This is a genomic window from Aeromonas sp. 2692-1 (genome assembly GCF_013085505.1).
In the GTDB taxonomy this organism is placed as follows: domain Bacteria; phylum Pseudomonadota; class Gammaproteobacteria; order Enterobacterales; family Aeromonadaceae; genus Aeromonas; species Aeromonas hydrophila.
In genome coordinates, this window is the sequence record NZ_CP038513.1 from 900,422 (window position 1) to 915,000 (window position 14,579).

At 63.2% G+C, this 14,579-nt stretch carries 14 protein-coding genes (1 of these 14 cut by a window edge); 9 read left to right on the plus strand and 5 right to left on the minus strand.

What is annotated here, in order from left to right; all coding sequences use genetic code 11:
- The first annotated feature begins 67 nt into the window (after positions 1-67).
- A complete protein-coding gene (gene glmU / locus E5E97_RS04435; protein ID WP_171279914.1) occupies positions 68-1,429 on the plus strand; it encodes a bifunctional UDP-N-acetylglucosamine diphosphorylase/glucosamine-1-phosphate N-acetyltransferase GlmU in 1,362 nt (453 codons plus the stop codon).
- Between the two features lie 50 nt (positions 1,430-1,479).
- On the opposite strand, the gene creD is transcribed toward glmU, so the two are convergent.
- The 4 genes from creD to blrA form a co-directional block, all read right to left on the minus strand.
- The gene (creD, locus tag E5E97_RS04440) at positions 1,480-2,841 is read right to left on the minus strand and encodes a cell envelope integrity protein CreD (protein ID WP_171279915.1); all 1,362 of its coding nucleotides are present in this window, start codon (positions 2,839-2,841) and stop codon (positions 1,480-1,482) included.
- A 118-nt stretch (positions 2,842-2,959) separates the two neighbouring features.
- Entirely contained in the window at positions 2,960-3,754 is a 795-nt protein-coding gene (blaOXA, locus tag E5E97_RS04445) for an OXA-12 family class D beta-lactamase (RefSeq protein ID WP_171279916.1), read from the minus strand.
- Positions 3,755-3,829: 75 nt separating this feature from the next.
- On the minus strand, positions 3,830-5,251 hold the full coding sequence (gene blrB / locus E5E97_RS04450; protein ID WP_171279917.1) for a beta-lactam sensor histidine kinase BlrB: 1,422 nt from the start codon (positions 5,249-5,251) through the stop codon (positions 3,830-3,832).
- A gap of 34 nt (positions 5,252-5,285) precedes the next feature.
- Complete coding sequence (blrA, locus tag E5E97_RS04455) at positions 5,286-5,960, minus strand: beta-lactam response regulator transcription factor BlrA (protein WP_103828291.1); 675 nt, start codon at positions 5,958-5,960, stop codon at positions 5,286-5,288.
- Between the two features lie 123 nt (positions 5,961-6,083).
- Here blrA and E5E97_RS04460 point away from each other — a divergent pair, with 123 nt between their 5' ends.
- Entirely contained in the window at positions 6,084-6,857 is a 774-nt protein-coding gene (locus tag E5E97_RS04460) for a DeoR/GlpR family DNA-binding transcription regulator (RefSeq protein WP_017410463.1), read from the plus strand.
- A gap of 55 nt (positions 6,858-6,912) precedes the next feature.
- Positions 6,913-8,745, plus strand: a complete 1,833-nt coding sequence (gene glmS, locus E5E97_RS04465; RefSeq protein ID WP_017410462.1) for a glutamine--fructose-6-phosphate transaminase (isomerizing) — start codon at positions 6,913-6,915, stop codon at positions 8,743-8,745.
- A 64-nt stretch (positions 8,746-8,809) separates the two neighbouring features.
- On the opposite strand, the gene E5E97_RS04470 is transcribed toward glmS, so the two are convergent.
- The gene (locus E5E97_RS04470) at positions 8,810-9,586 is read right to left on the minus strand and encodes a LuxR family transcriptional regulator (protein ID WP_016352388.1); all 777 of its coding nucleotides are present in this window, start codon (positions 9,584-9,586) and stop codon (positions 8,810-8,812) included.
- A gap of 209 nt (positions 9,587-9,795) precedes the next feature.
- Here E5E97_RS04470 and E5E97_RS04475 point away from each other — a divergent pair, with 209 nt between their 5' ends.
- The 6 genes in view from E5E97_RS04475 to E5E97_RS04500 are tightly spaced (at most 2 nt apart) and all read left to right on the plus strand, a layout consistent with a single transcriptional unit that may run on beyond the window.
- Positions 9,796-10,557 (plus strand): DUF3450 domain-containing protein, encoded by a 762-nt coding sequence (locus E5E97_RS04475; RefSeq protein ID WP_045788707.1) that lies wholly within the window; start codon positions 9,796-9,798, stop codon positions 10,555-10,557.
- Positions 10,554-11,861 carry a MotA/TolQ/ExbB proton channel family protein gene (locus E5E97_RS04480; RefSeq protein ID WP_118882190.1) on the plus strand — a complete coding sequence of 436 codons (1,308 nt, stop codon included), beginning with the start codon at positions 10,554-10,556 and terminating at the stop codon, positions 11,859-11,861. Before E5E97_RS04475 ends, E5E97_RS04480 begins: the two co-directional genes overlap by 4 nt.
- Positions 11,858-12,388, plus strand: coding sequence for a MotA/TolQ/ExbB proton channel family protein (locus E5E97_RS04485; protein ID WP_005307253.1), 531 nt, complete (start codon positions 11,858-11,860; stop codon positions 12,386-12,388). The genes E5E97_RS04480 and E5E97_RS04485 overlap by 4 nt, the downstream gene beginning before the upstream one ends.
- Complete coding sequence (locus tag E5E97_RS04490) at positions 12,385-12,786, plus strand: biopolymer transporter ExbD (RefSeq protein WP_011707897.1); 402 nt, start codon at positions 12,385-12,387, stop codon at positions 12,784-12,786. Before E5E97_RS04485 ends, E5E97_RS04490 begins: the two co-directional genes overlap by 4 nt.
- On the plus strand, positions 12,783-13,445 hold the full coding sequence (locus E5E97_RS04495; protein WP_017410458.1) for an energy transducer TonB: 663 nt from the start codon (positions 12,783-12,785) through the stop codon (positions 13,443-13,445). The genes E5E97_RS04490 and E5E97_RS04495 overlap by 4 nt, the downstream gene beginning before the upstream one ends.
- Positions 13,446-13,447: 2 nt before the next feature.
- Positions 13,448-14,579 carry the 5' portion of a hypothetical protein gene (locus E5E97_RS04500; RefSeq protein WP_162902072.1) on the plus strand. Its footprint extends 47 nt past the window's final position, so 1,132 of the gene's 1,179 nt are visible here — the first part of the coding sequence; it begins with the start codon at positions 13,448-13,450; its stop codon lies off the right edge, out of view.

Consider the following 14,579-nt stretch of genomic DNA (forward strand, 5'->3'; position numbering starts at 1 on the left):
GGTCGCTTTTTTTTTACTCGTTGGATAGACTCCGCCGAGTATTTATTCATGTTCCAAAGGTCGAATTATGTCTCTCAACGTCGTGATCCTGGCTGCGGGTAAAGGTACCCGCATGCGCTCCTCCCTGCCCAAGGTGCTGCACCCGGTCGCCAACAAACCGATGGTTTCCCATGTGATCGAGACTGCCCGCAAGGTCGGTGCCGAGCAGCTGCATCTGGTGTATGGCCACGGTGCCGAACTGCTGAAGGAGCGGATCCAGGCATCCGACCTGAACTGGGTACTGCAGGCCCAGCAACTGGGTACCGGCCACGCAGTCGCCCAGGCCATCCCGTTCTGGCAGGACGAAGACGACGTGCTGGTGCTGTACGGCGATACCCCGCTGATCCAGCCGGAAACCCTGCAGCGGCTGCTGGCCGCCAAGGCCGCCGATGGCATGGCGCTGCTGACCGTGGTGCTGGACAACCCGACCGGCTATGGCCGCATCGTGCGCAGTAACGGCCAGGTGGTCGGCATCGTCGAGCAGAAGGATGCCAATGCCGAGCAGCTGGCCATCCGCGAAGTGAACACCGGCGTGCTGGTGGCCAATGGTGGCCAGCTGCGCAGCTGGCTGTCGCGTCTGGACAACAAGAATGCCCAGGGCGAGTTCTATCTGACTGACGTGATCGCCATGGCCCATGCCGACAACTGCCCCATCGCTGCAGTCCACCCGGACGACGCCATGGAAGTGGAAGGCGCCAACAACCGGGTTCAACTGGCCCAGCTCGAGCGCAGTTACCAGAAGATGCAGGCCGAGCGGCTGATGATCGCCGGCGCCACCCTGATCGACCCGGCCCGCTTCGATCTGCGCGGCACCCTGGAAATCGGGGAAGAGGTGGTGATCGACGTCAACGTCATCATCGAAGGCAAGGTGGTGCTGGGCAACCACGTCCGCATCGGGGCCGGCAGCGTGCTGAAGGATTGCATGATCGGCGACCACACCGAGGTGAAACCCTACTCCGTCATCGAAGGGGCACAGATCGCCGATCAGTGCTCGGTCGGTCCCTTTACCCGACTGCGCCCGGGCGCCGTGCTGGAGCAGGATGCTCACGTCGGCAACTTCGTCGAGATGAAGAAGGCCCGGCTGGGGGTTGGTTCCAAGTGCGGTCACCTGACCTACCTGGGGGATGCCGAGGTGGGTGCCAAGGTGAACATCGGGGCCGGCACCATCACCTGCAACTACGACGGGGTCAACAAGTTCCAGACCATCATCGAGGACGACGTCTTCGTCGGCTCCGATACCCAGCTGGTGGCGCCGGTGCGCATCGGCAAGGGAGCGACCCTGGGGGCCGGCTCCACCATCACCAAGGACGTGGCCGAGAACGAGCTGGTGATCACCCGGGTACCCCAGCGTCACATCAAAAACTGGGCTCGCCCGGTCAAGAAGAAGTGATGCCCGATCAATGAAATGCAAACCGGCGCCTGATGGCGCCGGTTTTGTTTTCAGTTCTCCTGCCCGCTGGCGGGAGGCGTCGGGACATTCCCCATCACCCGATACCAGTCCAGTTTGCGGGTCAGCACCATGACCAGCGCCAGGATGGCGAACAGCAGCAGGGCGCCGAGCAGCAGGGCTATCTCCTCGGCCTGCAGCAAGCCGAACAGGATGGCGTAGACCAGCCCGAGCAGGGCCGCGAAGCCGAGCCCCTGTTTGGGGCCGCCCAGCACATGGCTGAGGTAGAAGCCGTTGAGGGCCACGCTGGCCAGGGCGGCAATCAGATAGGCCCAGGCAAAGCCGAGGTGTTCGGTCAGGGCCAGCAGCACCAGATAGAAGATGGCCAGCCCCATGCCCACCAGCGCGTACTGGATCGGGTGCACCCGCAGCCCCTTGAGCAGCTCGAACATGAAGAAGCTGAGGAAGGTGAGGCCGATGAACAGCAGCGCATACTTGGCGGCCCGCTCGTTCTGCTGGTAGTGATCCACCGGCTGCACCAGGCTGACGCTGAAGGCCGGCAAATCGCCGCTGGCACCCTTCATCATCCGGTTGAAACGGCTCTCCATGTCGGTGGCGAACCAGCTGCTCTGCCAACTGGCCTCGAAACCTCTGTTGGTAAGGGTGCGGCTGCCCGGCAGAAAGTCACCGATGAAGTTGGGGTGGGGCCAGTTGCTGGCGAGGTTGAGCCTGCTGTCCTGGCCGATCGGCACCACTTCCAGCTGGTTCATCCCCTGCAGATCCAGCTCGATGTGAAAGGCGCCGTCTGCTCCCGGCAGGGTGGCAAGCGGTGCATGGATGCCGGCCAGCCCGTCACCCAGCAGGGCGCCGGGAGCAAACGGGATGCGTTGTTCCCCCAGTTGCAGCTCAGGCACCCGGTTGATGCCGCGGGCATCGGACAGCACCAGGCTCAGATAGGGTTTGCCTGCCACCAGGGCGGGATCGGCGCCATCGACGGTCAGATCCGGCTCGCCGCTGATCAGGGTTTTACCGTTCAGTTCGGCAGGCAGTCGCCCGGAGAGGGAGAGCCGGGTGTGATAGACCTGGGCCTGGTAGATACCGAGCTTGCGCGGGGTTACTTCCATGCTGGCCTGCACGTCCAGCTGTTCCGGCAGCAGGTAGCGGTAGAGCTGCAGCTTGCGCTCGAAGCGCTTGCCATCCTGCTCCACCGTGACGGTGCGGGTATAAGGCTGCACCACGACCGGCCCCAGCAGTCGCTGCGGGCCGCTGCTGCTGGCCATGATGCTGTGGATGGCCTGGCTGCGATAGGCCTGGCGCTCCCGGTTCAGCTCCATGATGGATTGCACCGGCACCATCAGCAGCAGGCTGAGCAACAGCAGCAGAAAGATCTTGTGGCTGAATATCTGTTTGACCATGACACGTCTCCTTGTTGATGGAACCGAGTGTGACGGTCGTGGGTGAAGCGGAGATGGGGCTGTGTGAAGCTGGGGTGAAGGGGGATAAAAAAACCGGCGCCAGGCGCCGGTCTGGGTATCACAGGGTTTTCAGTTTGGCCGGCAGGGCGGCCAGCACCTCTTCCTTGGCCTTGAGCGAGGCAAACTGTTTGCCGGGTTTCTGCACCACGGTATGGACGAAGATGAGCTGCTTGCCCGGCTTGCTGGCCCAGCCGACGAACCAGCCGATCTGCTGCTCCCGGTTGAGGCTGCCATCCAGCTTCTTCGGGTAGCCCATGCCTGTCTTGCCGTGGATCTGCCAGCCGTCGATCTCGCTCACCTTGAGGATGTTGGTGGTGTACTGCAGGGTCTGCGCCGACACCGGCAGCTTGCCGCTCACCATCTTGCCGAGGAAGCGGGCCTGCTCTTGTGGACTGATGGCGAGACTGGCACTGAGCCAGGCCTGGGTCAGGCCGTCGTGCTTGCCAGGATTGCCGGAGAGATCCCGGTTGCCGTAGTCAAAACGGTCGACGTACTGCTGGAAGCGCTCCATCCCCAGCCATTCGGTGATCTGCTGGGAGAACCAGACCACCGAGTAGGTTTCCCAGCGGCGCGGGGTGGTGGTCTCCCGCCAGGCGGGCAGCCAGTCGTCGTAACCCGGTTTGAAGGGCAGTGCCGGGTGCTCTTCATCCACCAGAAAGCCGCTGTCGTAGCCCATCAGCGCCAGCGGGATCTTGAAGGTGGACGCGGGTGGCAGCTGGCTTGAACAATCCCCTTCGCTGGAGAGGGTCTGGCCGTTGCCGTCGGCATAGAGAAAGCAGCCGGTGGCGGCGCTGGCCGGCAGCGAGAACAGCAGGCCTGCGCCGAGCAGGCCGGATAACAGAAGGCGGGACATGGGGTCTCCTTGAGCACATTGAGTTCGCTGGGAAAACATCAGCATAGCGCCGCTTTATGTGGCCAGTGTGAAGTGTCAGCCCGCCGGCAACCAGAGCTCGGCCAGTACTCCGCCGTCAGGCTGGTTGGCGAGGGTCAACCGGCCACCGTGCTGGCGCGCCACCTCGGTGGCGAAGCTGAGCCCGAGGCCGCTGCTCTTGCCCTTGTCGGGTCTGGGCAGCGAATAGAAGCGCTCGAAGATGCGCGGCAGGGCGTAGTCTGGAATGCCGGGCCCCTGATCCCGCACCCGGAAGCAGTAACCCCCCTCCTCCATGGTCCCGCTCAGCGCCAGGGTGCTGCCGATGGGGGAGAAGTCGAGGGCGTTGTCCAGCAGGTTGCCGAGCGCCTGCTCCACCAGCAGCGAGTCCCACTTCTGTTTCTGGGCCTCGCCGAGTTCGGCCACCAGCGTCACCTGACGGCGCTGGGCCAGGATCTGGCGGGCATCGAGCACCCGTCTGCCCAGCCTGGCCGGCTCGACGGCCTGCCTGTCCAGCCCCTGCCCCGACTCCAGTTTGGCCAGCTGCAGCATCCGCTCGATCAGCTGCTGCATGCGGGCCGTTTCCAGATTGATGTTGCCGATAAAGCGCTTTGCCACGTCCAGCGGCGGGGCCTCGGTCAGTATTTCCCCTGCCCCGCGAATGGCGGCCAGCGGGCTCTTGAGCTCGTGGGTCAGGCTGTGTACATAGGCTTCGATGTAGGCCTTGCCGTCCAGCTGGCGGCGCATGGTTTCCAGGGAGCGGCCGAGCCGATCCAGTTCCGGGCTGTAGAGGCGCGGCAGGCTGGCGGGCTGACCCTGGCTGACCGCATCGGCGTAGTGCACCAGCTTGCCGATGGCGCGGTTGAGCCACCACACCAGCAGGGCGCCGATCAGCAGCGAGATGAACAGCAGCAGGGCCGCCCCCTGCAGCAGCTGGTGTTCGCTGCGCTCTATCATGGGCAGCAGGGTACGGTTGGGCTTGGCGACGGTGAGGGAGCCGAGGATGTCGTCCCCCTCCCGCAGCGGTGCGGCCACGTGCATCACCGAACTGGCGGGATCGTCGGGGTCGCTGCGGGTGCTGCGGGCTCCGTATTCGCCGCGCAGGGTGCGATAGACATCGTTCCAGCGTGAATAGTCCTTGCCCAGATCCACCCCGTCCGAGTCGTACACCACCTTGCCCCAGCGATCGACCACATAGATGCGGTACTCCGCCTGCTGTTTGAGGTGGCCGTCGATCAGGGCGTTGATGGGGCTCTGGTTGAGGCGGGCGAAGGCGCTGGCCAGTCGGCCATCCGCCATCTTGCCTTCCTGCAGGTCATCCAGCGCTAGCGGTGCCAGCATCTGGGCCATGTCCACCAGGGTATCTTCGGTGGCGCTGCGCACCCCGGGTTTGATCTCCTCGACGAAGATCTCCAGCACGAACCAGGCAGCCAGCGCGAAGATCAGCACCAGCCCGCACAGCAGTTGCAATCCGATCCTCATGGTGTCCTCCGGCCGGTGTCAGGCCATCCTCTGTTCATGCCAGCTCCAGGCTGTAGCCCAGTCCACGATGGGTCAGGATCAGGTTGGCGTGGGGATCCCGTTCCCGCAACTTGGCGCGGATGGTCTTGATGTGGGTATCCACGGTGCGATCCAGGCTCTCCTCCGCCCCGCTCCACACCAGATCCATCAGCTGCTGGCGGGAGTAGACCCGGCCCGGCGCCTGCATCAGGGTCTTGAGCAGCAGGTATTCGTAACGGGTGAGCGCCAGCGGCTGGCCGTGAAAGCTGATGCGGGCCCGCTCCTCGTCCAGCGCCAGCAACTGGCTCGGCGGGGGCGTGGCCGGCTGGCTGCGGCGCAGGATGACCCGCACCCGGGCGCACACCTCCCGTGGCGAGAAGGGCTTGGCCACATAGTCGTCGGCGCCGATCTCCAGTCCTATCAGCCGGTCTATCTCCTCGCTGCGGGCGGTGAGAAACATCAGCGGGGTATCGCACAGTGCCCGAACCTGCTTGCACAACTCAAAACCGCTGATGTCCGGCAGCCCCACATCCAGGATCAGAAAGTCGGGGCGCGTCTGTTCCAGTCGTGTCAGCAGCGGCTGGCCGAGGGAAAACCACTCCACCTCGAAACCGTCGGTCTGCAGCGCATAGATCAGGGTGTCGGCGATGCTGGCTTCATCTTCCACCAGCCAGATGGTTCGTTTTTGCATGGCATCCTCGTCGCAAATCAGCTGCCCCATTCTGGCATCGAACCAAATCGGATCCTATTTGCCGTTTGATTTTTTCAAAAAAGGTATTAATATTTCGCCATTCTTTCGAATCGAAACTTAAAGATGACCAAACGTAATACTCAGCAGCGCCGTCACACCATAGTGAGCCTGGTGCAGGAGCAGGGTGAAGTGAGCGTCGATGCCCTGGCCAAACACTTTGCCACCTCCGAAGTGACCATCCGCAAAGATCTGGCGGTGCTGGAGACCGGTGGCCTGCTGCTGCGCCGTTACGGCGGTGCCGTCCCCCTGCCCTCCGAGATGGTGGTGGAGAGCAATCCCGAGCAAGTTTCGAAACGAAAGCTGGCCATCGCCCGTGCCGCCGCCGAACGGATCCGCGATCACAATCGCGTCATCATCGACAGCGGCAGCACCACCAGCGCCATGATCCCCATGCTGGGCAACAAGCGCGGCCTCATCGTGATGACCAACTCCCTCAACGTGGCTGGCGCCCTGCGCGAACTGGAGAACGAACCCACCCTGCTGATGACCGGCGGTACCTGGGATCCCCACTCCGAATCCTTTCAGGGGCAGGTGGCGGAGCAGGTGCTGCGCTCCTATGACTTCGACCAGCTGTTCATCGGTGCCGACGGCATCGACCCGGAACGCGGTACCACCACCTTCAACGAGCTGGTGGGCCTCTCCCGGGTCATGGCCGAAGTGTCGCGGGAGGTCATCGTCATGGTGGAGTCGGAGAAGATCGGCCGCAAGATCCCCAATCTCGAACTGCCCTGGTCCGGTATCCATACCCTGGTGACCGACGAGGGGCTGGCCAGTGCGGCCAGAGAACAGATCCAGGCCAGGGGGATCCAGCTGATTTGCGCCCCCGTGGCCGTTTGACCTGAACAAACCATCATCCAACCGAATTAACGTCTTACGTCTCAAGGAGAAGTGTATGTGTGGCATCGTCGGGGCCGTCGCCCAACGTGATGTGGCTGAAATCCTGGTAGAGGGCCTGCGCCGTCTGGAATACCGTGGCTACGATTCGGCCGGTGTCGCCGTGTTCAGCGCCAACCAGCCGCTGCAGCGGGTGCGTCGTCTGGGCAAGGTGGCCGAGCTGGCCAAGGCGCTGGAGGAGCAGTCCGTCCACGGTGGTACCGGCATTGCCCATACCCGCTGGGCTACTCATGGCGAGCCGTCCGAGCGCAACGCTCACCCCCATGTCTCCGAGCATATCGTGGTGGTGCACAACGGCATCATCGAGAACCACGAAGAGCTGCGTGAAGAGCTCAAGGCGCTGGGCTATGTATTCAGCTCCGACACCGACACCGAGGTGATCGCCCACCTGGTGCACCACGAGCTGAAATCCGCCCCCAGCCTGCTGGCGGCCATGCAGGTCGCGGTGAAGCAGCTGCGCGGTGCCTACGGCACCGTGGTGATGGACAGCCGTGACGACAGCCGCGTGGTGGTGGCCCGCTCCGGTTCCCCGCTGGTGATCGGTCGCGGTATCGGCGAGAACTTCATCGCTTCCGACCAGATGGCACTGCTGCCGGTGACCCGCCGCTTCATCTTCCTGGAAGAGGGTGACGTGGCCGAAGTGACCCGCCGCGACGTGCACATTTTCGATACCCACGGCGAGGCCGTGGTGCGCGAAGAGCTGGAATCCGAGCTCTCCCACGATGCCGGTGACAAGGGTGAATACCGTCACTACATGCTCAAGGAGATCTACGAGCAGCCCAAGGCCATCACCAATACCCTGGAAGGTCGGCTGGGTTCGGATCACGTGGTGGTCGAGTCGTTCGGCAACGGCGCCCGCGCCATCTTCGACAAGGTCGAGCACGTCCAGATCGTCGCCTGCGGCACCTCCTACAACTCCGGCATGGTGGCGCGCTACTGGTTTGAAGAGATCGCCGGTGTCTCCTGCGACGTGGAGATCGCCTCCGAGTTCCGCTATCGCAAGTCGGTGGTGCGCCCCAACAGCCTGCTGGTGACCCTGTCCCAGAGCGGCGAGACTGCCGACACCCTGGCCGCCCTGCGGCTGGCCAAGGAGTCCGGCTACATGAGCTCGCTGGCCATCTGCAACGTGCCGGGTTCTTCCCTGGTGCGCGAATCGGATCTGGCCTTTATGACCCGGGCCGGTGCCGAGATCGGGGTGGCCTCCACCAAGGCGTTCACCACCCAGCTGGCCGGTCTGCTGATGTTGGTGGCCTCGGTCGGTCACTGCCGTGGCAACCTGAGCGCCGCCGCCGAGGCCGAACTGGTCAAGGCGCTGCAAGCCTTGCCGCTGCGCATCAAGGAGAGCCTGGCGCTGGCCAAGGATATCGAAGCCCTGGCCGAAGAGTTTGCCGACAAGCACCACAGCCTGTTCCTCGGCCGTGGCAGCCAGTACCCCATCGCCATGGAAGGGGCACTGAAGCTCAAAGAGATCTCCTACATCCACGCCGAGGCCTATGCCGCCGGTGAGCTCAAGCACGGCCCGCTGGCGCTGATCGATGCCGAGATGCCCATCATCGTCGTGGCGCCGAACAACGATCTGCTGGAGAAGCTCAAGTCCAACGTGGAAGAGGTGCGCGCCCGTGGCGGTATCCTCTATGTGTTCGCCGATGCCGATGCCGGCTTCAAGAGCGACGAGACCATGCGGGTGATGAGCCTGAACCACGTTGAAGAGATGATCGCGCCGATCGTCTATACCGTGCCGCTGCAGCTGCTCTCCTACCACGTTGCCCTCATCAAGGGCACCGACGTGGATCAGCCACGCAACCTGGCAAAATCCGTGACGGTGGAATAAGCCGTCGCCGGAAATGAAAAAGAGCCGCATTGCGGCTCTTTTTGTTTGTCTGGCTCGGTGGCTGTTATGACAGCCGCAGGTTGGTGATGGTCACGTCGTCCAGCGAGGGCACAATGATGCCGCTGGAGATGCTCTTGGCGATCGCCTGGTTGCGGTTCTTCGAGTCGGTCTTGTTGGTGACCTGATTGAGGTGGAAGTTCACGGTCCGCTCGCTGATGCCGAGGATGGTGGCGATCTCCCAGGAGGTCTTGCCCTCGCTGGCCCAGAACAGGCACTCCTTCTCCCGATCCGACAGCTCGGTCAGGTACTTCATCAGATCCGGCCTGCTCTTTATCAGCTGCAGCGCCGAGTTGAAGATGTAGCTGGCGCAAAACGACAGCAAGGGAACGTTTTCAAACATCAGATCGGAATTGGACTTCTCCTTGCTGATGAAGGAGAGGATGCCGTGTTCTCCCTGCGGCGTGTGCAGCGGGAAGGAGACGCCGTTTCTCACCCCGAAGTCGGCGGCCAGGTTCATCACCTCCCGGCTGGCGCTGGGCAGCCAGGGAGAGTCGCAGTCGAGCTTGTTCCAGAAGATGGGCTGGGTCTGCTTCAATCCCAAGAAGACGACCGGATCCTGGGTCAGGTAGTGCCGCTCTGAATAGGCATCGAACCAGCTGGTGGGGCAGTTGTTGAACAACGCCACATGGGATTTCTGCATGCTGATGGGGAAAATAATCAGCAAACGGAAGTAATCAAAGCCCATCTGATGACTGAAGCGCTCCAGCTGCTGCTGGATGTCGCTGGTCTTCTTGGCCTTGGTGAACCGATCGATGTGTTCCCAGATCGCATCGTTGAACATGAACTTCTCCTTTTTCGATCTCTATCACATTGATCGAAAAGATATTTTTTATTTATTAATTTGGTGTGGTGAGAACCAACGCCAGTGACTCCCGTGCTTGCTTAAAAATTATCCTGTTTTTTCGGCCGAAGGCCAACAAAATCATCTGATTGCCACTGCCCCCACTCTTTGAGACAATGAGAATAGTTATCATTGTTAAGATTTATATCATGAATAAGTTTTGGGGTTTGGCCTTGTTGCCACTGTCAGTCCACTTCGCTGCTGGCGCCGACGAGCTGGTCGCACCGGCACTGAAAAACAGCATCGCCGCCGGGAAAGCCTCCCAGCAGCGCGTGGAAAAAGCCGCCGATGCGGCCGTTGCCGCCCGGCTGGAGCTGCAAAATGCTCAGCTGCAACTGCGTGATCTGGAAGCCTACAACCGCTACATGCAGTCTCTGGTGGCCGATCAGCAAAATGAGCTGGGCAAACTGAGCCAGCAGCTGGAGGCGGTACAGGAGACCCGGCAGGGCCTGATCCCGCTGATGCTGCAGATGCAGGCCGATCTGGAGCAGCTGGTGCAAAACGACATGCCGCTGCGCAAGGAAGACCGCCTGGCGCGGGTTGAACAGTTGAAAGCGACCCTGGCCCGCGCCGACGTGAGCGAGGCGGAGAAGTTCCGCCAGCTGCTGCAGGCCTACCAGATTGAAGCCGAATACGGCAGCCGGTTGGATAGCTACTCTACCGAGCTGGCGCTGGATGGCACACCGCGCCGGGTCGACGTGCTGGCGGTGGGCCGGGTCTCCCTGCTGGCGATGACCGCCGATCGCTCCCAGGCGTGGCGCTGGTCTGCGCAGAGCAAGCAGTGGCAGGCCCTCGACAGCCAGTGGCTCTCTCCCATCGCCGAGGCGCTGGAGATGGCTGCCGACAAGAAGGTTCCCCAGTTGTTGAATGTCCCCCTTTCCGTCAGCCGTGGTCAGGAGGCCCAGTCATGAGCATCACCATGAAGTGGTTCCCCCTCGCCATCGCCCTCTCTCTGGGCACTACTGCCGCCGTTGCCGAGGAAGCCTGGCAGCAGCAGGAGCAGGCTCGTGAGCAGCAGGCCCAGCAGGATCTGGCGTCCGTCTCCAAGGAGCTGAACAGTGCCCGTGCCAAGCTGGCTGCGGCCCAGAGCCTCAGCAAGCAGCTGGCGGCCGAGTTTGCCGGCAACGAGAAGCAGCTGGTGGAGCTCAACGCCCAGTGGGAGCAGGCCTCCGGCGACATGAACGAGATCTTCGCGGTGACCCGTCAGGGGGCCAGCGATGCGGTCAAGCTGCTGAGCGAATCCGCGGTCGAGGGCCAGTATCCCGAGCGCCTCGCCCCGCTCAAGGCCATGGCGCAGGAGAAGCAGGTACCGGATCGCGCCGCCCTCGCCCTGCTGCCCGCCACCCTGCTGCAAGAGATCCGTGAATCGGGCCGGGTTGCCCAGTTCACCGGCAAGGTGCTCGATGCCCAGGGGGCTGCCAGCGAGCAGTCGCTGACCCGGGTCGGCAGCTTCGCCCTGCTGGGTAATCAAGGCTTCCTGCAACCCACTGCCGAAGGCCTGAGCCCGGTGCTGGGTCTGCCCGGCAGCGTGCTCTCCGCGGCGGCCGCCTATCAGGGCCAGGAGGGGGAAGCGCTGCCGCTGGATCCCTCCCACGGCACCCTGCTGGAGATGCTGGCGCAGGCCCCTACCTTCTGGCAGCAAGTCCAGCAGGGCGGTCAGGTCGGCGCCATTATCGTGCTGTTGGCCGCCATCGGCCTGGGGATCGCCGGGGTACGGTTGTGGAGCCTCTCCCGCGAGCTGGGTCGGGTTCGTCGCCAGCTCAAGAGCGGTGAATATCACGCCGACAATGCCCTCGGTCGGGTGCTGACGGTAGCTGACAAGCATCCCGAGCTGAGCATGGAGACCCTCGAGCTGCGTCTCGATGAGGCGATCCTGCAGGAGACCCCTCGCATGGAGCGCGGCATCGGCATGGTCAAGGTGATCGCGGCCATCGCCCCCATGCTGGGCCTGCTCGGCACAGTGACCGGGATGATCGGCACCTTTCAGGCCATCACCCAGTTCGGCACCGGCGATCCCAAGATCATGGCCGGCGGCATCTCCATGGCGCTGGTCACCACGGTACAGGGTCTGGTGGCAGCCATTCCGCTGATCCTGGCCCACAGCCTGCTGCAATCCCGCTTCACCGAACTCTCCAACGTGCTGGAGCAGCAGGTGGCCGGTATTCTGGCCGAGCGGGCCGAGAGCAACCGTGACGGGATGGAGCGGGCGGCATGATGCTCGACATCTGGCAACAGCTGCAGAGCTTTATGGGCCGTGGCGGCCCGGTGCTCTGGGTCATTCTGGCCCTGCTGGTGCTGATGTGGATTCTGATGATCGAGCGGCTGCTCTACCTCAACCTGGGGTTTGCCCCGCTGCAGCGCCAGCTGCTCGGCCGCTGGCAGGCCCGCAGCGAGCGCCACAGCTGGCACGCTCGGGCGATCCGCGGGCGCTGGCTGGCCGAGGCCGAGCTTGAGCTCAACCGTCATCTGATCTTCATCCGCACCCTGGTGGTGCTCTGCCCCATGCTGGGGTTGCTGGGTACCGTGACCGGCATGATAGGCGTATTCGATGCGTTGGCCGCGGCCAACCGCTTTAACCCGGAGAGCATGGCGGGCGGGATCTCCCGTGCCACCATCCCCACCATGGCTGGCATGGTGGTCGCGCTCTCCGGCGTGTTGTTACTCAGCCGGCTCGAGAGCCAGGCCAAGCGTGCGCTGGCCAAGACCCGGGACGGCCTGCGAGAAGAGAAGGTAATGCAATGAGACGGCAATCCAAACGCCAGCGTGACGAAGTGCAGATCGACATGACCCCCATGCTGGATATCGTGTTCATCATGCTGATCTTCTTTATTGTCACCACCTCCTTCGTGCGCGAAGCCGGGCTCGAGGTGCACAGGCCCCAGGCCAGTCAGGCCAAGGCGCAGAAGTCCTCCAGCATCATGCTGGCGATCGGCGCCCAGGGGCAGATCTTCCTCGACCGCAAGCAGATCGACGTGGAGCGGGTACAGGCCAGCGTCGCCCGCCTGCTGGCGGAACAGCCCGATGCCAGCCTGGTGATCCAGGCTGACGAGCGGGTACCCCACGGCAAGGTGGTGCGGGTGATGGATGAAGCCAAGGCAGCAGGCATCGCCAACATCGCCGTGGCGGTGGCACCGAAATGAAATACAAGCTGATGAGCCTGGGACTGGGGATTGCCCTCAGTCTGGGGATCCTGCTGTTCATGGCCACCCTGGTGGAGCCGCCCAGAGGGGAGAAGGCGAGCGCCGAGCAGAAATCCATCGTTATCAACATGCAGAACGAGGTGACCGAAGTACAGGTGCGCGAGCGCCCGGTACCCCAGGAGCCGGAACCCTTGCCGGAGCCGCCTGCCGCGCTGGCCTCGACGCCGCTGCCTATGCCTGCGGCGGCCCCGCTGCCCTCGGTGCAGCCGAGCCTGGATCTGGTCTCCAGCCTCAGTGCGGTGCAGGTCTATGCCCCTGGCGTTGCGACCAGCCCTACCCCGGTTGCGAGCGGCAACTTCCATGGCCAGCAACAGGGGGCCGGGATTGGCGCCGGTGACATGTTGATGCCGTTGCAGCGGATCGAGCCTGTCTATCCCTATCGGGCCCAGCAGGCCGGTATCGAAGGGTCGGTGACCTTGCGCTTCAGCGTCGATGCCGACGGCCGGGTACAGGATGTGGAAGTGGTCGAGGCCAAGCCGAAGCGTCAGTTCGAGCGGGCGGCCATTCAGGCGATCAACAAGTGGCGCTACCAGCCGAGACCGGGCGCCACCGACAAGCTGGTGCAAGTCATCACGCTCAAATTCAAACTGGAGTCATAACTATGTTGCGGATCTGGATCTGTGTGCTGGCCCTGGTCAGCCAAGCCTGTCTGGCGATGGAGGTGAGCCCTCATTTCTCCCGCCAGCTGGAGCCCGTGATGAAACTCTATCAATCCGGCCAGTGGCAACAGGCCCAGAGCAAGGCATCCGGCCTCAAACCAAATAGCGATGCTGAGCGCGCCTGGCTGGCTCAGTTGCAGGCGTCCCTGGCTGCCAATCTGCAGCAGACCGCCCAAGCAAGCCGCTACGTGGAACAGGCGCTGGCCTATAAAGAGTGGCCCGAACAGCAACAGCTGCAACTGTTGCGGCTGCGCGGTGACATCCAGGCCCAGCAATCCAACTGGGCCGGCGCCATCGCCAGTTACAAGGCCGCATTGGCCATCAAGGCTGACGATGCCTTGCGTCTGCGCCTGGCCGGCCTCTATTACCACAATAAGCAGTACGGTGAGGCGGCCAGCCAGAGTGAACAGCTGTTGAAGAAGAGCTGGCAGAAGCAGGCTGCGATCATCCGCCTCTCGGCCCTCACCGCGCTGCAGCGCTACGGCGTGGCGGCCGATCAGGCCGCAGAGCTGATCCGCCACGAGCCGACAGAGAGCAAGTGGTGGCAGCAGGCGGTGTCGCTCAACCTCTCCGCCAAGCGCGGTGATCAGGCGCTGGCACTGCTGCAAACCGCCATCGACAGGAAGCTGATGGATGATGCCGCCACCCGCAACCAGCTGATCCGTCTTTATGCCTGGCAGGGACTGCCCTATCGCGGTGCCCGTCTGCTGGAAACGGCCATGGCGAAGGGACAGATGAAGCAGAGCGCCGACAATCAGCAACTGCTGGCTCAATTGTGGGAAGGGGCACGTGAGTGGCCGAAGGCCGTCGACAGCTGGCAACTGCTTGCCCGCGAGCATGCCCATCCCAAGGCGGCCATGCGCGCCGCCGAGCTGTTGTTGCAACAAGGCAGAACGGATGCGGCCATGACCCAGCTCGCCGCCATCAAGTCGGTGAAAGGCGAGCAAGGCAATCGCGCCAAGGCGCTGCTGGTGCAGGCACACCTCAATAAAGAGCAGTATGCCCAGGCGCTGGAGCTGGCCCGTGAACTGCAGCAGCAGGATAACTGGCAGCAGCGGGCGACCAGCTGGGTCA